Annotated in this window: 16 protein-coding genes; 10 read left to right on the top strand and 6 right to left on the bottom strand. The window is 74.1% G+C overall.

The features are described from left to right. Nucleotides 1-105: 105 nt before the first annotated feature. A complete protein-coding gene (locus IH45_RS0131485) occupies nt 106-387 on the bottom strand; it encodes an HPr family phosphocarrier protein (protein WP_003981826.1) in 282 nt (93 codons plus the stop codon). A 245-nt stretch (nt 388-632) separates the two neighbouring features. Here IH45_RS0131485 and IH45_RS0131480 point away from each other — a divergent pair, with 245 nt between their 5' ends. The 4 genes from IH45_RS0131480 (at nt 633) to IH45_RS0131465 (ending at nt 6,148) form a co-directional block, all read left to right on the top strand. After that, on the top strand, nt 633-3,479 hold the full coding sequence (locus IH45_RS0131480) for a bifunctional acetate--CoA ligase family protein/GNAT family N-acetyltransferase (protein WP_030676312.1): 2,847 nt from the start codon (nt 633-635) through the stop codon (nt 3,477-3,479). A gap of 104 nt (nt 3,480-3,583) precedes the next feature. Continuing rightward, a complete protein-coding gene (locus tag IH45_RS0131475; protein ID WP_003981824.1) occupies nt 3,584-4,171 on the top strand; it encodes a DUF5998 family protein in 588 nt (195 codons plus the stop codon). Next, on the top strand, nt 4,171-5,379 hold the full coding sequence (locus IH45_RS0131470) for an alkaline phosphatase family protein (RefSeq protein WP_030676310.1): 1,209 nt from the start codon (nt 4,171-4,173) through the stop codon (nt 5,377-5,379). The genes IH45_RS0131475 and IH45_RS0131470 overlap by 1 nt, the downstream gene beginning before the upstream one ends. Nucleotides 5,380-5,494: 115 nt before the next feature. Continuing rightward, a complete protein-coding gene (locus IH45_RS0131465; protein WP_030676308.1) occupies nt 5,495-6,148 on the top strand; it encodes a thymidine kinase in 654 nt (217 codons plus the stop codon). A 54-nt stretch (nt 6,149-6,202) separates the two neighbouring features. On the opposite strand, the gene IH45_RS0131460 is transcribed toward IH45_RS0131465, so the two are convergent. Next, nucleotides 6,203-6,979, bottom strand: coding sequence for a VOC family protein (locus tag IH45_RS0131460; RefSeq protein WP_030676305.1), 777 nt, complete (start codon nt 6,977-6,979; stop codon nt 6,203-6,205). Between the two features lie 272 nt (nt 6,980-7,251). Between IH45_RS0131460 and IH45_RS0131455 the strand changes: the two genes are divergently transcribed. Continuing rightward, nucleotides 7,252-8,088 (top strand): sulfurtransferase, encoded by an 837-nt coding sequence (locus IH45_RS0131455; RefSeq protein WP_030676303.1) that lies wholly within the window; start codon nt 7,252-7,254, stop codon nt 8,086-8,088. A 49-nt stretch (nt 8,089-8,137) separates the two neighbouring features. On the opposite strand, the gene sepH is transcribed toward IH45_RS0131455, so the two are convergent. Continuing rightward, entirely contained in the window at nt 8,138-9,193 is a 1,056-nt protein-coding gene (gene sepH / locus IH45_RS0131450) for a septation protein SepH (RefSeq protein ID WP_030676299.1), read from the bottom strand. A 496-nt stretch (nt 9,194-9,689) separates the two neighbouring features. Here sepH and IH45_RS1000000149000 point away from each other — a divergent pair, with 496 nt between their 5' ends. Then, a complete protein-coding gene (locus IH45_RS1000000149000; RefSeq protein WP_030676296.1) occupies nt 9,690-10,829 on the top strand; it encodes a hypothetical protein in 1,140 nt (379 codons plus the stop codon). Between the two features lie 358 nt (nt 10,830-11,187). Here IH45_RS1000000149000 and IH45_RS0131440 read toward each other — a convergent pair whose 3' ends face one another. Continuing rightward, nucleotides 11,188-12,585 carry a D-arabinono-1,4-lactone oxidase gene (locus IH45_RS0131440; protein WP_234440749.1) on the bottom strand — a complete coding sequence of 466 codons (1,398 nt, stop codon included), beginning with the start codon at nt 12,583-12,585 and terminating at the stop codon, nt 11,188-11,190. Then, nucleotides 12,467-13,789, bottom strand: a complete 1,323-nt coding sequence (locus IH45_RS0131435) for an MFS transporter (protein ID WP_032918706.1) — start codon at nt 13,787-13,789, stop codon at nt 12,467-12,469. The genes IH45_RS0131440 and IH45_RS0131435 overlap by 119 nt, the downstream gene beginning before the upstream one ends. Before the next feature lie 143 nt (nt 13,790-13,932). Here IH45_RS0131435 and IH45_RS0131430 point away from each other — a divergent pair, with 143 nt between their 5' ends. Together IH45_RS0131430 and IH45_RS0131425 are read left to right on the top strand one after the other, a co-directional pair. Further along, the gene (locus IH45_RS0131430; protein WP_030676289.1) at nt 13,933-15,114 is read left to right on the top strand and encodes a ferrochelatase; all 1,182 of its coding nucleotides are present in this window, start codon (nt 13,933-13,935) and stop codon (nt 15,112-15,114) included. 82 nt (nt 15,115-15,196) lie between these two features. Further along, nucleotides 15,197-15,997 (top strand): inositol monophosphatase family protein, encoded by an 801-nt coding sequence (locus tag IH45_RS0131425; protein ID WP_030676286.1) that lies wholly within the window; start codon nt 15,197-15,199, stop codon nt 15,995-15,997. 87 nt (nt 15,998-16,084) lie between these two features. On the opposite strand, the gene IH45_RS1000000149520 is transcribed toward IH45_RS0131425, so the two are convergent. Continuing rightward, on the bottom strand, nt 16,085-16,258 hold the full coding sequence (locus IH45_RS1000000149520; protein WP_003982535.1) for a hypothetical protein: 174 nt from the start codon (nt 16,256-16,258) through the stop codon (nt 16,085-16,087). Between the two features lie 362 nt (nt 16,259-16,620). Here IH45_RS1000000149520 and IH45_RS0131415 point away from each other — a divergent pair, with 362 nt between their 5' ends. Together IH45_RS0131415 and IH45_RS0131410 are read left to right on the top strand one after the other, a co-directional pair. Then, nucleotides 16,621-17,274, top strand: a complete 654-nt coding sequence (locus IH45_RS0131415; protein WP_003982533.1) for a response regulator transcription factor — start codon at nt 16,621-16,623, stop codon at nt 17,272-17,274. Between the two features lie 6 nt (nt 17,275-17,280). Then, nucleotides 17,281-17,835, top strand: a 555-nt coding sequence (locus IH45_RS0131410) for a HAMP domain-containing protein (protein WP_030676284.1), incomplete at its 3' end; no start/stop codon positions are given.

Raw genomic sequence — 17,835 nt, 5'->3', positions numbered from 1 at the left:
ACTCCGTAGCCGTACCGGAACGCTCGGAAAAGCAACGACCCCGCCCGGCGCCGGTTCACCCGGTCACCGCGGCGGGGCCGCGCGTACATCGATCCGCGAAGCGGTTCAGACGGTCTCCGGGAGCTCCTCAAGGCCCTCGGCGACCAGCTTGGCGAGACGGTCGAGCGCGGCGTCGGCGCCCTCGGCGTCCGAGGCCAGCACGATCTCCTCGCCGCCCTGGGCGCCCAGGCCCAGCACGGCCAGCATGGAGGCCGCGTTGACCGGGTTGCCGTCGGCCTTGGCGATCGTCACCGGAACCCCGGAGGCGGTGGCAGCACGAACGAAGATCGAGGCGGGGCGGGCGTGCAGACCCTCGGCCCAACCGACATTGACGCGGCGCTCAGCCATGGTGTTGCCCTTCAAGTCGTTGAGGTTGTCTAGACCAGTGTCTCATGGTGCCGGGGATGCTCCGGCAGGCCGCGGCGGGGTCCGCCGCGGGCCGTTGGCACGGTACCGGCAGGTCACGGACGTACGGCCGAAACGTCCGCCATCCGGAACCGCCGGCCGCGTCCCGGCCCGCCCGGGCCCCCGCGGCGGCGCGTGCCGAACCGGTTGCCGTCCGGTTGTCGGTGGCGGGTCGTACGCTGTGCCCCATGCACAGCACGTCGGACAGCGCCAGCGTCTACCCGGCCCACTGGGAAGCCGATGTCGTGCTGCGCGACGGCGGCACCGCGCGCATCCGCCCCATCGCCCCCGACGACGCCGAGCGCCTGGTCTCCTTCTACGAACAGGTCTCGGACGAGTCGAAGTACTACCGCTTCTTCGCGCCCTACCCGCGCCTGTCCGACCGCGACGTGCACCGCTTCACCCACCACGACTACGTGGACCGGGTCGGCCTCGCCGCCACCGTCGGCGGCGAGTTCATCGCCACCGTCCGCTACGACCGCATCGACGAGCGCGGCCGCCCCGCCAAGGAGCCCGGCGCCGACCAGGCCGAGGTCGCCTTCCTGGTGCAGGACGCCCACCAGGGCCGGGGCGTGGCCTCCGCGCTCCTGGAGCACATCGCCGCGGTCGCCCGCGAGCGCGGCATCCGCCGGTTCGCCGCCGAGGTGCTGCCCGCCAACACCAAAATGATCAAGGTCTTCACGGACGCCGGGTACACCCAGCAGCGCACCTTCGAAGACGGTGTGGTGCGCCTGGAATTCGACCTGGAGCCCACCGAGCAGTCCATGGCCGTCATGCGCGGCCGCGAGCAGCGCGCCGAGGCCCGCTCCGTGCAGCGCCTGCTCGCCCCCGGCTCGGTCGCCGTCGTCGGCACCGGCCGCGCCCCCGGCGGCGTCGGCCGCTCGGTCCTGCGCAACCTCCTCGACTGCGGCTACCGGGGCCGGGTGTACGCGGTCAACCACGCCTTCCCCGAGGGCGGCACCCGCCTCGACCCCGAGGGCGTGCCCGGGCACCGCTCGGTGGCCGAGATCCCCGAGCCCGTCGACCTCGCGGTGCTCGCGGTCCCCGCCGCCCAGGTCCCCGGCGTGGTCCGGGACTGCGGCGAGCACGGCGTGCGCGGCCTGGTGATCCTCTCGTCCGGGTACGCCGAGTCCGGGCCCGAGGGCCGCGAGCGGCAGCGCGCCCTGCTGCGCCAGGCCCGCTCGTACGGCATGCGCCTGATCGGCCCGAACGCCTTCGGCCTGATCAACACCGCCCCCGAGGTCCGGCTGAACGCCTCGCTCGCCCCGCAGCTGCCCGGCGCCGGGCGCATCGGCCTGTTCACCCAGTCCGGCGCGATCGGCATCGCGCTGCTCAGCGGCCTGCACCGGCGCGGCCCCGGCGACGGCTCGATCGCCGGCATCTCCACCTTCCTGTCCGCCGGCAACCGCGCCGACCTCTCCGGCAACGACCTGCTCCAGTACTGGTACGACGACCCCGCCACCGACGTCGCGATCCTCTACCTGGAGTCGATCGGCGACCCCCGCAAGTTCATGCGCCTGGCCCGCCGGACCTCCGCCGTCAAGCCCGTCGTCGTCGCCAAGGGCGCCCGCCACACCGGCACCGCCCCGCTCGGCCACACCGTCCCCACGGTCCGCATCCCCGACAGCACGGTCTCCGCCCTGATGCGCCAGGCCGGCGTGATCCGCGTGGACACCGTCACGGAGATGGCCGACGCCGGGCTGCTGCTGGCCTCCCAGCCGCTGCCCGGCGGCCCCCGCGTCGCCATCCTCGGCAATTCCGAGGCGCTCGCCCTGCTGACGTACGACGCCTGCCTCACCGAGGGCCTGCGCCCGCTGCGCCCCCACGTCCTCGCCGCCGCGGCCACCCCGGCGGACTTCTGTACGGCCCTGTCCGCCGCCCTGGCCAACGGGCTCTGCGACGCCGTCGTCGTCACGGCCATCCCCTGGGTGGGGGAGGCGGGCGCCGCCTCCCCGGGCGAGGGCGCCGATCTCGCCGCGGCGCTCCGCGAGGCCGCCTCGTCGGCGGCGCCCGCCAAGCCGGTCACCGTCGTCCACCTGGCCATGGACGCCCTCGCCGACGCGCTCGCGGCCCCACCGCCGACCGCCGCCCCGACGGCCCCCGCGCAGGCCCCACAGACCCCGCCCGACACGCCCGACGCCGCTCGGCCCGCCCCGCTGATACCGGTCTACCCCGCCGCCGAGCGCGCCGTCCGCTCGCTCGCCCAGGCCGTGCGGTACGCCAAGTGGCGCCGGGATGCCACCGACCCGGGCCGCGTCCCGGAGTACGAGGACATCGACGAGGCCGCCGCAGGCGAAGACATCGACCGGCTCCTCGACGAGCTCGCACAGCACGCCGACATCACCCGCTCCGTCCCGCTGCCCGCCGACGACGCCCACGCCCTCCTGGCCCGCTACGGCATCCCCGTCCGCCCCGCCCACCCGGCCCCCGACCCGGACGCCGCCGTACGCGCCGCCGCCCGCCTGGGCTACCCCGTCGCCCTGAAGACCACCGCGCCCCACCTGCGGCACCGCCCCGACCTCGGCGGCGTCCGCCTCGACCTGCCCGGCGAGGCCGAGCTGCGCCGCGCCTACGCGGAGCTGACCGACTTCCTCGGCAAGCCGGAGGAGCTGCGCCCGGTCGTCCAGCCGATGGTGCCGCGCGGCGTCGACACGGTCATCCGCGCCGCCATCGACCCGGCCGCCGGCGCCGTCCTCTCCTTCGGCCTGGCCGGCGCCCCCTCGCAGCTCCTCGGCGACACCGCGCACCGCCTCATCCCGGCCACCGACCGCGACGTCGCCGAGCAGATCCGCTCCATCCGCACGGCCCCGCTGCTGTTCGGCTGGCGCGGCAGCCAGCCGGTGGACACCGCCGCCCTGGAGGACCTGCTGCTGCGGGTCTCCCGGCTGGTCGACGACCACCCCGAGGTCGTCGGCGTGGACCTGGAACCGGTCGTCGTCGCGCCGCACGGCCTCGCCGTCCTGGACGCCACGGTCCGTCTGGCCCGCCCGCCGGCCACCACCGACCTGGGCCCCCGCCGCATGCCGGCCTACTGACGGCCGCCGACCGGACCCCGCGCCCGGTTCCCGAACACCGGGCCGGGGCCCCGGACACCGGCGCTCGGACCCGCCCCGGCCGGTACGCCCCGTAAGATGGCCGCATGGCTAAGACCGGTACGACGACCCAAGGGCTGCGCGCGGCGATCGAGCGCAGCGGCTATTACCCGGCCCTGGTGGCCGAGGCGGTGCAGGCCGCGGTCGGCGGCGAGCCGGTGGTGTCGTACTTGGTCCACCAGGAGACGACCTTCGACGCCAACGAGGTCCGCCGCCACGTCACGGTCCTGGTCCTGACGGGCACCCGCTTCATCGTCAGCCACACCGACGAGCAGTCCGCCGACGACACCTCCCCCTCGCCGTACGCCACCACCTCCACCGAGTCGGTCAAGCTGGGCCGGATCTCGTCCGTGGTGCTCAGCCGGGTGGTCGCCAACCCCGAGTCGTACACCCCGGGCCGGCTGCCCCGCGAGGTGGTCCTGACCATCGGCTGGGGCGCCGTCGCGCGCCTGGACCTGGAGCCCGCCACCTGCGGCGACCCCAACTGCGAGGCGGACCACGGCTACACCGGCTCCTCGACCGCCGACGACCTGTCGCTGCGCGTCAGCGAGGCCGGCGACGGCCCGGACACCGTCCGGCAGACCCTGGCGTTCGCCCAGGCCCTGTCCGAGGCCACCGCGGCCACCACCCGCTGATGGCGCACGCCGTCCCCGCCTGGCCGGAACCGGAACCCCTCGACCTGGCCGGTGCGCCGGTGCCCGCGTACGGCACCGGCTCGCTCGCCGACCTGCTGCCCACCATCACCGCCGGCCAGGGCCTGACCCTGCCCGGCGCCGCGGAGGCGGGCGCGCCGGGCATGGACCTGGACCCCGCCGACCGCGTCTGCGTCTTCCTCGTCGACGGCCTCGGCTGGCAGCTGCTGCGCGACCACCCGGACGAGGCGCCGTTCCTGACGTCCCTTCTGGACAGCTCGTTCAACCGCACCGGCCGCCCGATCACCGCGGGCTTCCCGGCCACCACCGCCGCCTCGCTCGCCTCCGTCGGCACCGGCCTGCCGCCGGGCGAACACGGCCTGGCCGGCTACACCTGCCTGAACCCGGACACCGGCGAGCTGATGAACCAGCTGCGCTGGTATCCGTGGACCGACCCGTACGCCTGGCAGCCGTACCCGACCGTCTTCCGGCAGGCGCACGCCGCCGGCATCCACACCTGCCAGGTCTCCTCGCCGAACTTCGAGCGCACCCCGCTCACCGAGATCGCGCTCAGCGGCGGCACGTTCCACGGCCGGCTGGCCGGTGAGGAGCGGATGGACCTGGCGGCCGAGCAGCTCGCCGCCGGTGACCGCTCGCTGGTCTACACGTACTACGCCGAGGTGGACGGCGCCGGGCACCGCTACGGCGTCGACTCCGACGCCTGGCGCGGCCAGCTGATGTACGTCGACCGGCTCGCCCAGCGCCTGGCCGAGCAACTGCCGCCGCGCTCCGCCCTGTACGTCACCGCCGACCACGGCATGATCGACATTCCGTTCGGGCCGGAGTCCCGCATCGACTTCGACGAGGACTGGGAACTGCGGGCCGGAGTGCGGCTGCTGGGCGGCGAGGGACGGGCGCGGCATGTGTACGCCCACCCCGGCGCGGCCGGTGACGTGCTCGCGGTATGGCGGGAAGTGGTCGGGGAACACATGTGGGTGGCGGGCCGTGACGAGGCCATCGCCGCCGGGTGGTTCGGCCCCCGGGTCGACGACCGGGTCCGGGCCCGCATCGGTGACGTCGTCGCCGCCGCGCACGCCGACATGGTGATCGTGGCGAGCGAGACCGAGCCGCGCGAGTCCGCGATGGTCGGCATGCACGGCTCGATGACCCCCGCCGAACAACTCGTCCCGCTCCTCGAAGTGCGCACCTGACCCCACGGGCCCCGCGCCCCGCCCCGACCCCGCCGCACGGCGGGCGCGCCGCCGCGTGCCCGCCCGCCCCCACCCGACCCCCACCCGTACGAGCCCGAAAGGCCCGCGTTCTCCCATGCCCGAGCTGGTGTTCTTCTCCGGAACGATGGACTGCGGAAAGAGCACCCTCGCTCTGCAGATCGAGCACAACCGCTCGGCCCGCGGCCTGCAAGGGATGATCTACGCGCGCGACGACCGGGCCGGCCGCGGCAAGCTCTCCTCCCGCCTCGGCCTGGTCACCGAGGCCGTCGAGGTCACCGACGACACCGACTTCTACGCCCACATCGTCGGCACGCTCAGCTCCGGCGGCCGGGTCGACTACGTCATCGCCGACGAGGCGCAGTTCCTCGCCCCGGCCCAGATCGACCAGCTCGCGCGCGTCGTCGACGACCTGGAGCTGGACGTCTTCGCCTTCGGCATCAGCACCGACTTCCGCAGCAAGCTCTTCCCCGGCTCGCAGCGCCTGGTGGAACTGGCCGACCGCATAGAGGTGCTCCAGGTCGAGGCCCTGTGCTGGTGCGGCGCGCGCGCCACGCACAACGCCCGCACCCTCGACGGCCAGATGGTCGTCGAGGGCGCGCAGGTCGTCATCGGCGACGTGCACAGCGCCCCCGCGGAGGTCGGCTACGAGGTGCTCTGCCGCCGCCATCACCGGCGCCGCCAGACCGCGGCCTCGGCCCACGCGGCGGCGCTCTCCCCGGACGTACTGCCGGTGGACGCGGCCAAGTAGCGCGTACCAGGGCCCGGGTACGGTGCGCGCCGTACCCGGCCCGTACCCGGCCGCTCAGCCCTTCTGCTGGAGGAGCGCGAACTCCGCCCCCTCCGGGTCGGCCACCATCGCCACCCGCCCGTACGCGGTGTCCCGGGCCGCCCGGACCTCCTGCCCGCCCAGCTCCACCACCCGCCGCACCGCGGCATCGGCGTCCGCGGTGGCGAAGTACGTCACCCAGTGCGGCCCCGGCTCGCGCGGCAGCGCGTCGCCCACGCCGTGCAGGCCCGCCACCGGCCGGTCCTTCAGATGCAGCGTCAGATAATCGGGGCCGGCCGCCGGCTCCGGGCGCGTCTCGTGGCCGAACACCGCCCGGTAGAAGGCGGCGACCTCCGTCTCGCGGGTCACCAGTTCGTTCCACACCGGCGTGCCGGGCACCCCGACCAGCGCCGCGCCCACCATCTCCTTGCCCTGCCACAGCCCGAAGACCGCGCCCTGCGGGTCGGAGGCGATCGCCATCCGCCCGGCCTCGTCGTCCGCGTCCAGCGGCCCGACCGCGACCGTGCCGCCGCAGCCGCGGATCTGCTCGGCCGCCGCGTCCGCGTCGTCACTCGCGAGATACGTGGTCCAGGCGACGCGAAGCTGACGTTCGGGTGCCAGTTCCCCGATCCCGGCCACCTCCCGCCCCTGCAGATACGCCCGGACGTACGGACCGAAGTGCTGCGGCCCCGGTTTGAACTCCCAGCCGAACAGCGCGCCGTAGAACTGCTCGGTCGCGGCCAGGTCGTGCACCATGAGACTCACCCAGCAAGGCGCGCCGGGCGTCCGCCGAGTCGTTGCCTCGGTCGTCATCGTCACTCTCTCCTCGGACCATCGGGGTGGTGGCCGTGCGGGGACCCGGCGCGAGTGCGCCGTCCCGTGCAGATGCTCGCACCCCTCATCCGGTGCGCGCCCCGGCCGCGCCGTCTTCGGCGCGTTCCCGTGGGAACATGCCCGATTTGATGTTTCACATCCGTTTCGGCGACGTTGCCGTTCGGGGACGCGCGGCAAGCCCGGCGGTTGCGGCCGCGCCGGGCGCGGACACCGCCTTCGGCGCGGGCCCGCCCCTGCGCGAGGATGGCCCCATGAATCCCCTCATCACCGCAGCCGAACTGGCGGACGAGCTGGCGTCCGGGACGCCGCCGGTCCTTCTCGACGTCCGCTACCGGCTCGGCGGCCCGCCCGGCCGCCCCGAGTACGAGGCCGGGCACGTACCCGGCGCGGTCTACGTGGACATGGACGCCGAACTCGCGGCCCCCGCGGGCCCGGCCGGCCGCCACCCGCTCCCGGACCTCGACGCCTTCGCCGAGACCATGCGCCGCGCCGGGGTCTCGGGGGACCGCCCGGTCGTCGTCTACGACGGGGGCCAAGGCTGGTCCGCGGCACGCGCCTGGTGGATGCTGCGCTACACCGGGCACCCCTCGGTACGCGTCCTGGACGGCGGCCTGGCCGCCTGGACCGCGTCCGGCGGCGCGCTCGGCACCGACGTACCGTCCCCGAAGACCGGCGACTTCGCGGCGGCGCCCGGCGCGCTGCCGCTGCTGACGGCGGACGAGGCGGCGGCCCTGGCCCGGCGCGGCGTCCTCCTGGACGCGCGGGCGGGTGAGCGCTACCGGGGCGAGGTGGAGCCCATCGACCGCGTCGCCGGGCACATCCCGGGCGCGCTGTCCGCGCCGACGACGGAGAACCTCGCCGCCGACGGCACGTTCCGGCCGTCCGCCGACCTGGCCGGCCGTTTCTCCGCACTCGGAGCCACCCCGGACGCCGAGGTCGGGGTCTACTGCGGTTCGGGCGTCTCCGCCGCGCAGGAGGTGCTGGCCCTCGCCGTCGCGGGGGTGCCCGCGGCGCTGTACGTGGGTTCCTGGAGCGAGTGGTCGGCGGACCCGACCCGTCCGGTGGCCACCGGGGCCCAGCCGGGCTGATGCCTGTCGGAGGCTTTCCGGCCGGGCTCCGCCGCCCGGCCGGAAAGCCTTACTCCGGTTTCTTGCGCCGCGTCCCGAAGACGATCTCGTCCCAGCTCGGCACGGCGGCCCGGCGGCCCGGCCGGACGCCGTCGGCCTCGGCCTGGCGGTCGGTGGTGCCCGTCAGCCGGTCGCGGTGGCCGGCCACCGCGCGTGGCATGAGCACGTCGGCATAGGCCGAGCCTGCGCCCGCGCTCGCCGCCGGCGCGGCCGGCTCCTCCAGCTCTTCCTCCTCGGCCGGCTCCTCCTGCTGCGGCACCTTGGGCGTCTCCGGTACAACCATGTCGCCCCGGAAACTGGGCACCGCCTCCAGGAGGCTGGTGAGCGAGTCGCGCTCGCCCGAACCGTCCGCGGCCCGCACCTGCTCGTCGTCCTCGCCGCCCGTACGGTCACGGTCGCGGTCCGGGGACTGGCGGTCCAGCGCGCGGTCCAGCGGCCGGTCGCGCGGCAGCCGGGCGATACGCGGCACGAACGGGAAGCTGGGCTCCGGGGTGTCGTCGGTCTCGCCGATCAGCGCCCGCGCCTCGTCGTCGACGGCCTGGACGAGCCGCCGGGGCGGGTCGTAGGTCCAGCTCGCCGAGTGCGGCTCGGCCGCGACACGGTAGACCAGCAGGACTTCCCAGGTGCCGTCGTCGCGCCGCCAGGAGTCCCACTGCACGGAGTCCTTGTCGGCGCCGCGCAGCAGCAGCCGCTCCGCGACGGCCTCGCCGAGCTGCGGGCCGGTGTTCTCCCCGGGGCGGCGTACGGGCGTCTTGCGGGCCCGCTCGGCCATGAACGCGCGCTCGGCGAGCACCGGGCCCTCGAAGCGGCGCACCCGGTCGACCGGGATGCCGGCGAGCTGGGCGACCTCCTCGGCGGAGGCACCGGCCCTTATACGGGCCTGGATGTCCCGCGGACGCAGGTGGCTCTCGACCTCGATCTCGATCTGGCCGAGCCGCGCGCGGTCGTTGCGGACCGCGGCGCGCAGCCGTTCGTCGATCGGAAGCGTGTACTCGGTGCTGTCCGCAGCTTTGAGCACCAGCCGTGTGCCGTCGTTGGAGACGGCCACGACACGCAGTTCGGGCATGGGGACCTCCCGGGTGGTGCCTGCCGACGTCACGTGCGTCGCTGCTTCCGCTAGTCGAGTGTGGCCTGCCCGGGTGCAGCCTGCCACAACATTGCCGAGTTACCCGGCGTGTCGAGGCTTGGCCCAGAAACGCCGTTATGACACGGTTACCTGTTCGCAACGCTCAGTGACCATGTCCTGTTCCTGCTCCCAGTCACCCGTGCCCGTGGCGGCACCCGGGGGTGAGCGCCGCCTGCCGGCCCCTTCCCCCGTATTCGGGCAGCCGGACGGGATTCCGGGGCCAGGGCTCGCCACAGTACTCCATTCGGGCCACTGAGGTGGACCGCCGCGCCGCCGAAGTTCACCGGCGCCAAGGGAGTTGGTCGTCTTGTCGATCTCTCTACACCGCGTGACGGGTGGCAAGGTTCACAGAATCCGCAGAATCGGAACTACCGGCTTCGCACATAGGTCACTTGTCCGTGCAGGATGGGACCGAAGGGGCGATCAAAGGCTGGAGATGGACAACAAAAGCGATACCGGCACGGAAAACAAGGAGAAACGACTCGACCTGAGCGTCGCTCAGGTCGCGGGCAGTGCCCTCGCGGCAGCTGTCGCCGCGTTTCTCGCCGGACAGCTCGGCGTGTACGGAACCATCATCGGCGCGGGTGTGGTGAGTGTCGTGGCCACCACCGGTGGCTCGCTCTTCCAGCACCTCTTCCGGCGCACCGGCGAGCAGCTCAAGGAGGCCGCGACGGTCGGCACCCGGCCGAAACCGCGGCGCTCCCCGGTGCGCCGCAGACCGCCGGGGCCCGAGTCCGGGCCCGGTCTGGTGCTGCCCACCTTCGACCGCTCGGGAGCGGAGGACGAGACCACCTCCGTCGCCGCCAAGGACCCGCGGGCGGCCGACGGCACGGACCGTACGCAGCTGCTGCCGCAGGCCGGCGGGCCGGACGCGGACGCCACGCAGCTGCTCGGGCAGGCCGGAACGGGAGGCCGGCCCACCGACAAGACGCAGCTGGTGCCGCGGCTGGACGACCGGACCGTGGCGCTGGGGCAGGTACGCCCCGGCGGCCGCCCGGCCGGAGCCACCGCGGCGCCGCGGCCCGACGAGGTCAGCACCGCCACCTACGGCACCCGGCTGCGCGGCTGGAAGCGCCCGGCCCTGGCCGCACTGGCGATCTTCGTGCTGTCGATGGGCGCCGTCACCTGCGTCGAGCTGTTGACCGGGCAGGACGCGTCCGGCGGCCCGGGCACCTCCGTGGGCAACGTCCTGACGGGCAACGGGCACAAGTCCGAGGACAAGACGCCGCCCGCCACCGACTCGCCGTCGCCCGGGACCTCGCACGGAGACGGCACGACGGGCGGCACCGGCGGCACCCCGTCGCCCGGTCCCAGCGGCTCCAACGGCACCGGCCGCGACAAGGACGGCACGACCGGCGGCACGGGCCAGTCGTCGCCGAGCCCGAGCCCGGACGCGGGCAAGAGCGACAAGCCCACCGCGCCGCCGAGCCCGCAGCCGTCGAAGCCCGGCGGCGACACCGGCAAGGGCGGTGACGACTCCAAGGACGGCTCCAAGGGCGGCACCCAGGGCGATTCGGGCGACCGGAACAAGCCGGAGCCCGGCGGACAGCAGGTGCCGGACCCGAAATCCTCGTGACCCTCCTGGTGCCCTCCTGGTGAACCCCCTGTTGAACCCTGCTCGTGAACCCTCCTCGTGAACGCGGTACGGAAATCCGCGCCCGCGCGGGACTAAATGCCACCCCGCGCGAGGACCCAATCCCCTTCGGTACGAGGACGTAATTCCGTGGCTCAACGGGACCGAATCCCTTTGGCCCCGAGAACGGAACCGGCCGCCCCGCACGGCGGCGGCCGACCGGCCCGGACCCGGCAGCACGCCGGGTCCGTGCCGCCGTGTTGCCGGGCCCGTGGAGCGGCCGGCCCGTTCATCCGTCCAGGACGTTAGGCCGGCTGAGCGGTTCAGCCGTCCGGGGGGCGGTGCGCGGCGGCCGCCGGCATCACGGGCCCAGAACGCGCCGCAGGTAGGCGTTGGTGAACAGGCGCCGCGGGTCCAGCCGGTCGCGCAGCGCGGTGAACTCCGCGAATTGCGGGTAGACGCCGGCCAGGTACGCGGCGTCGCGGCTGTGCAGCTTCCCCCAGTGCGGCCGCCCGCCGTGCGCCGTCATGATCCGCTCGGCGGCGCTGAAGTACGCCCGGTACGGCGCGCCCCGGTACATGTGTACGGCGAGGTAGGCGGTGTCCCGTCCGGAGGCGGTGGACAGCGGGATGTCGTCGGCCGGCGCGGTGCGCACCTCCACCGGGAAGCTCACCCGGAAGTCCGAGCGCTCCACCAGCGCCCGCAGCTCGCGCAGCGCCTCCACGGCGGCTTCCCGCGGCAGCGCGTACTCCATCTCCATGAAGCGCACCCGGCGCGGGCTGGTGAAGACCTTGTACGGGATGTCGGTGTACGTACGGGCGGACAGCGCCCGGCTGGAGAGGCGGGCGATGCCCGGAACGGTGGCGGGCACCGCCCGGCCGACGGCGCACGCGGCGCCGAAGACCCCGTTGGAGAGCAGCTCGTCGTCGATCCAGCCGCTGACCCGGCCGAGCGGAGCGGCGGGGCCCAGGCTGCGGTTGTTGCGCTTGGTGTTGCAGTTGCCGGTGTGCGGGAACCAGTAGAACTCGAAGTGCTCGTTCTCGGCGACGAGCTGGTCGAATTCGGCCGTCACCCGAGCGAAGGACATCGGCTCCTCACGGGCCGTCAGCCAGAACTGCGGCTGCACGGCGAAGGTGACCGAGCTGATCACGCCCAGCGCGCCCAGGCCCACCCGGGCCGCCGCGAAGACCTTCGGGTTCTCGGTGGCGGAGCAGGTGAGCACCGAGCCGTCGGCGGTGACCAGTTCGAGGCCGGTGAGCTGCGCGGCGACGGACGCCGAGTCGCGGCCGGTGCCGTGCGTCCCGGTGCTCACCGCGCCGGAGACCGTCTGCTCCATGATGTCGCCCATGTTGGCCAGCGACAGGCCGTGCGAGGCGAGCACCTGGTTGAGGTGCTTGAGCGTGGTGCCCGCCGCCGCGGTCACGGTGCCGGCGGCGGGGTCCACCTTCCGTATGCCGGTCAGGCGCTCGGGCCGTATGAGCAGCCCCTCGGTGGCGGCGGCCGCGGTGAAGGAGTGGCCGGTGCCGGCCGCCTTGACCGTCAGCCCGTCGGCCGCGGCCGCACGGATCGCGGCGGCCAGCTCCTCGGTGGAGGCCGGCGCGGCGCTCCGGGCCGGCCGTACGGCGACGTTGCCCGCCCAGTTACGCCAGGCGGGCCGGGGCGTCCTCCCCCGTATCGCCAGGGCGGCCCGTACCGTCCGGGCCGGAGCCGCCCGCGCCCCCGTGTCCGTCCTGCCGGTCGTCCTGTGTGCCTCGGCCATCTGCGCCCGTCCCCTCACGCTGCGGCGCCGGCCGCAGCCGGCGGTATCCGAGGAACGCCACCGCCGCCGCGAGCGCCCCCGCCACGGCCGGCACCAGGTAGCCGCGCCCGGCCCCGGCCGCGTCCACCACCCAGCCGGCGGCCGACGAGCCGAGCGCCACCCCGACCGCGAGCCCGGTGCTGGTCCAGGTCATGCCCTCGGTCAGGTTCGCGCGCGGTACGTGCTGCTCGACGAGGGCCATGGTGGTCACCATCGTCGGCGCGATGGCCAGGCCCGCGAAGAAGAGCGCCACGGCCAGGAGCGGCAGGTTCCCGACCAGTTGGAGCGGGATCATACTCACGGCCATCGCACACACGCCCACCAGCCAGCGCCGGGCGGCCGGGCCCTTGAAGTGCAGCATGCCGAAGACCACGCCGGCGGTGCACGAGCCGAGCGCGTAGGTCGCCAGCACCAGGCTGGCGCTGCTCTGGTGGCCCTGTTCCTCGGCGAACGCCAGCGTGACCACGTCGATCGCCCCGAAGATCGCGCCGGTCGCCACGAACGTGATCACCAGGACCTGGAGGCCGCGCGAGCGCAACGCCGAGTCCTTCGCGCGGTGTTCGCGCGGATGCGGCGGCGGCTCGGTCGCGCGCTGCGCCGTCAGCCAGAAGACCCCGGCCACCAGGAAGACCGTCGCGAGCAGCGGGCCCGCCTCGGGGAACCAGGAGGTGGACAGGCCGATGGAGAGGATCGGCCCGATGATGAAGCACGCCTCGTCGACGACCGACTCCCAGGAGTACGCGGCGTGCAGCAGCCGCGGCGCGTCCTGGTGGACCGCCGCCCAGCGGGCCCGGACCATCGCGCCGACGCTCGGCACACAGCCCGCGCAGGCGGTGAAGACGAACAGCGTCCAGTCCGGCCAGCCCTGCTGCGCGCTCACCAGCAGCCCCGCCATGGCCGCCGCCGAGACCAGCGTGACCGGGCGCAGCACCCGGCGCTGGCCGTGCCGGTCCACCAGCCGGGAGACCTGCGGGCTGAGCACCGCCGAGGCCAGCGCGACGGTCGCCGCCAGCGCGCCCGCCAGGCCGTACCGGCCGGTGATCAGGGAGATCATCGTGACGATGCCGATGCTCGCCATCGACAGCGTCATCCGGCCCAGGAAGCCGGCGGCGGTGAAGGACCTGGTGCCGGGGGTGGTGAAGAGCGCGCGGTAGGGGCTTGGCAACGAAGGACTCCGCCGGTGAGGGCCGACGGCCGGCGGGCCGGCGGTCGGTAAGGCATGTCGGGGGCCTACACAGCTTACGCGCGGTTCCCGCGTGGCCGCCTCCGGTTTTCCGGCTGTCAGTGGCGGGTGGCAGGATCGATGCCATGCCCGAACAGTGCGATCCGCCCCTTTCAACCGCCGGGGGGACCCCCGGTCCCTACGACGCCCTGCTGCTGCTGTCCTTCGGCGGCCCCGAAGGCCCGGACGACGTCGTCCCCTTCCTGGAGAACGTCACCCGCGGCCGCGGCATCCCCCGCGAGCGCCTGAAGGAGGTGGGGCAGCACTACTTCCTGTTCGGCGGCGTCAGCCCGATCAACGCGCAGAACCGCGAGCTGCTGGACGCCCTGCGCAAGGACTTCGCCGAGAACGGCCTGGATCTGCCCGTCTACTGGGGCAACCGCAACTGGGCGCCCTACCTGGTCGACACGCTGCGCGAGATGGTCCGCGACGGCCGCCGCCGCATCGCCGTCCTCGCCACCAGCGCCTACGCCTCGTATTCGGGCTGCCGCCAGTACCGCGAGAACCTGGCCGACGCGCTGGCCACCCTCCAGGCCGACGGCCTGCCCGTCCCCCAGGTCGACAAGCTCCGGCACTACTTCAACCACCCCGGCTTCGTCCGTCCCATGGTGGACGGCGTGCTCGCCTCGCTCGCCGAACTCCCCACGGACGTCCGCGACCGCGCGCACATCGCCTTCACCACCCACTCCATCCCGACCGCCGCGGCCGACACCTCCGGCGCCCCGGCGGACCACACCGAGGACGGCGAGGGCGGCGCGTACGTCGCCCAGCACCTGGACGTGGCCCGGGTGATCGCGGACGCGGTCCGCGAGGAGACCGGCGTGGACCACCCGTGGCGGCTGGTCTACCAGTCCCGCAGCGGCGCCCCGCACATCCCCTGGCTGGAACCGGACATCTGCGACCACCTCGAAGAGGTGCACCGCGCGGGCGTCCCCGCCGTGGTCATGGCCCCCATCGGCTTCGTCTCGGACCACATGGAGGTCAAGTACGACCTCGACACCGAAGCCACCGCCAAGGCCGCCGAACTGGGCCTGCCGGTAGCCCGCTCCGCCACCGTCGGCGCCGACCCGCGCTTCGCCGCGGCCGTCCGCGAGCTGGTGCTGGAGCGCGCCGCCGCCGAGCAGGGCGGCGCCCCGGCGCGTTGCGCCCTCGGCGAGCTGGGCCCGAGCCACGACCTGTGCCCGGTCGGCTGCTGCCCGGCCCGGATGGCCCGCCCGGCCGCCGCGGGCGCGGACTGGACGGGTCCGGTGACCGAGGTCCAGGGGTAGGCGCCCGTACGAGCCCCCGCCGGCGCCCCGCGCCGCCCCGCCCGGCCGTCGCGAGCGGCCGCCCGTAGAGCCAAGGAGCACCGTGACCGACCCGCTGCACGCCGAACTTCTCGACCTGGCCCTGGAGGCCGCCCGCCGCGCGGGCGAGCTGCTGCGCGACGGCCGACCCGCCGACCTGGGCGTGGCCGCCACGAAAACCAGCCCCATCGACGTCGTCACCGAGATGGACATCGCCAGCGAGAAGCTGATCACCGGCTTCCTCGCCGAGCGGCGCCCCGCCGACGGCTTCCTGGGGGAGGAGGGCGCCAGCGTCGCGGGCAGCAGCGGGGTCCGCTGGGTCATCGACCCGGTCGACGGCACGGTCAACTACCTGTACGGGCTGCCGTCCTGGGCGGTGTCCATCGCCGCCGAGCAGGACGGCGAGACCGTCGTCGGCGTGGTGGCGGCGCCGATGCGCGGCGAGACGTACCACGCGGTCCTCGGCGGCGGCGCGTACCGCAACGGCGAGCCGGTCCACTGCCGCCCCGCCCCGCCGCTGTCCCAGGCCCTGATCGGTACGGGCTTCGCCTACCTGAGCGAGCGCCGCGCCGCCCAGGCCGAGGTGCTGCGCACCCTGCTGCCGCGGGTCCGCGACATCCGACGGGGCGGCTCGGCCGCGATCGACCTGTGCGACGTGGCCTGCGGCCGCCTCGACGGCTACTACGAGCGCGGGCTGAACGCGTGGGACATGGCGGCCGGCGATCTGATCGCCCGCGAGGCCGGCGCGCTGACCGGCGGCCGCCCCGGCGAGCCGGTCTCCAACGGCCTGGCCGTGGCGGCTTCGCCGGAGGTGTTCGCGACCCTCCAGCCGCTGCTGGAGGAGCTGGGCGCCTGGCACGACTGAGCGCCCGCTCTTCCGGTACCGCACGCGACAGCGCCCCGGTCCCTTCGCGGGGCCGGGGCGCTGCCGTCGTACGGGGCCGGGAGGTGCTCAGGCGGTGGCTGCGGTGACCTGCACGCCGTGCTCGCTGGCAAGGCGCTGCAGATCCTCCAGCTCGGCCTGCTCCACCTCGACGAGGAAGTCGTCGCCCGCCTCGCGGGCCCGGTCCAGGTCGGCTTCGGTGTTCCGTATGCGCTGCAGAATGCCTGCGGTGAACGCGTCCATGGTGCGCCCCCTCGTCGTGGGTCGGTGGCACGGGGGTGTGCCGACGGGTGGGACGATCACGGCGTGGTCCCTGCGATGGATCAGAGCGCGAGATGGCGCCGTACAGGGCGTGATCGCGGGTGTGCAGTCGTCCTCCCCAGCGGCAACCGCACGGAAACCTCGATCGGCCCGGGAATTGCGGGAAGGGCCGGAAGACCCCGTTCCGGGGGCCCCGCCGTGGGGACCCCGGGTCCCGGACGAAGGTCCCGTACGCCACCGACCACCCCTCTTACTGCCGGTTTACAGCTGTTCGGGGCAGGATGGAGGGGCTCCGATTTTGCCGTGCCCCGGTACGCCCAGGGCTGTGAGGAAGGACTAGCGACGTGCGTGTTCTCGTCGTCGAGGACGAGCAGCTGCTCGCCGATGCGGTGGCCACCGGGCTGCGCCGGGAGGCCATGGCCGTCGACGTGGTGTACGACGGCGCGGCCGCCCAGGAACGCATCGAGATCAACGACTACGACGTGGTCGTGCTGGACCGGGACCTTCCGCTGGTGCACGGCGACGACGTCTGCCGCCGGATCGTCGAGCTGGGCCTGCCCACCCGGGTGCTGATGCTCACCGCCTCCGGCGACGTCAGCGACCGCGTCGAGGGCCTGGAGATCGGCGCGGACGACTACCTCCCCAAGCCGTTCGCCTTCACCGAGCTGACCGCCCGGGTGCGGGCCCTGGGCCGCCGTACGACGGTCGCCCTGCCGCCCGTCCTGGAGCGGGCCGGCATCAAGCTGGACCCGAACCGCCGCGAGGTCTTCCGGGACGGCAAGGAGGTCCAGCTGGCGCCGAAGGAGTTCGCGGTGCTGGAGGTGCTGATGCGCAGCGAGGGGACGGTCGTCTCGGCCGAGCAGCTGCTGGAGAAGGCCTGGGACGAGAACACCGATCCGTTCACGAACGTCGTACGGGTCACGGTCATGACCCTGCGCCGCAAGCTGGGCGAGCCCGCGGTCATCGTCACGGTGCCGGGCTCGGGGTACCGGATCTGATCGGCGATGCCCACCTCGTCCAAGACCCCCGCCCCGCCGCCCACCACCCCGCCCATGCCCACCTGGGACCCCAAACCGGTCAACGTCCGGCCCTTCCCCTGGCTCCGCCCGACCATCCGGATACGGCTCACGCTGCTGTACGGCGGCATGTTCCTGATGGCCGGCATCGTGCTGCTCACGATCATCTACATGCTGGCCGCCAACGCGCTGCAGGAAGGCAGCGAGCTGCCGGTCAAGATCCTGCGCGGCAACTTCGCGGCGACCAGCAACGTCTGCAACCTGCCCAACGAGAGCTCGGGCGAGATCTTCACCCAGGCGATCCAGAGCTGCCTCCAGCACCAGCGGGCGCAGGCCCTGAACACCCTGCTCAACCGCTCCCTGCTGGCGCTGCTGGGCCTGACCGTCGTCGCGTTCGCCTTCGGGTACGCGATGGCCGGCCGGGTCCTGTCGCCGCTGGGCCGCATCACCCGTACCGCGCAGCGCGTGGCGGGCTCCGACCTGCACCGCCGTATCGAGCTGGGCGGTCCGGACGACGAGCTCAAGGAGCTGGCGGACACCTTC

The organism is Streptomyces rimosus subsp. rimosus, from assembly GCF_000720725.1.
Taxonomy (GTDB): Bacteria; Actinomycetota; Actinomycetes; order Streptomycetales; family Streptomycetaceae; genus Streptomyces; species Streptomyces rimosus_A.
This window is presented reverse-complemented; position numbering and strand designations above follow the sequence as displayed.

Coding starts and splice junctions, on each gene's coding strand:
- IH45_RS1000000149520 (WP_003982535.1), bottom strand. CDS start 16,258: ATGGACGCGTTCACCGCAGGCATTCTGCAGCGCATACGGAACACCGAA.
- IH45_RS0131475 (WP_003981824.1), top strand. CDS start 3,584: ATGGCTAAGACCGGTACGACGACCCAAGGGCTGCGCGCGGCGATCGAG.
- IH45_RS0131465 (WP_030676308.1), top strand. CDS start 5,495: ATGCCCGAGCTGGTGTTCTTCTCCGGAACGATGGACTGCGGAAAGAGC.
- IH45_RS0131485 (WP_003981826.1), bottom strand. CDS start 387: ATGGCTGAGCGCCGCGTCAATGTCGGTTGGGCCGAGGGTCTGCACGCC.
- IH45_RS1000000149000 (WP_030676296.1), top strand. CDS start 9,690: ATGGACAACAAAAGCGATACCGGCACGGAAAACAAGGAGAAACGACTC.
- IH45_RS0131455 (WP_030676303.1), top strand. CDS start 7,252: ATGAATCCCCTCATCACCGCAGCCGAACTGGCGGACGAGCTGGCGTCC.
- IH45_RS0131470 (WP_030676310.1), top strand. CDS start 4,171: ATGGCGCACGCCGTCCCCGCCTGGCCGGAACCGGAACCCCTCGACCTG.
- IH45_RS0131460 (WP_030676305.1), bottom strand. CDS start 6,979: ATGACGACCGAGGCAACGACTCGGCGGACGCCCGGCGCGCCTTGCTGG.
- IH45_RS0131480 (WP_030676312.1), top strand. CDS start 633: ATGCACAGCACGTCGGACAGCGCCAGCGTCTACCCGGCCCACTGGGAA.
- sepH (WP_030676299.1), bottom strand. CDS start 9,193: ATGCCCGAACTGCGTGTCGTGGCCGTCTCCAACGACGGCACACGGCTG.
- IH45_RS0131430 (WP_030676289.1), top strand. CDS start 13,933: ATGCCCGAACAGTGCGATCCGCCCCTTTCAACCGCCGGGGGGACCCCC.
- IH45_RS0131440 (WP_234440749.1), bottom strand. CDS start 12,585: ATGGCCGAGGCACACAGGACGACCGGCAGGACGGACACGGGGGCGCGG.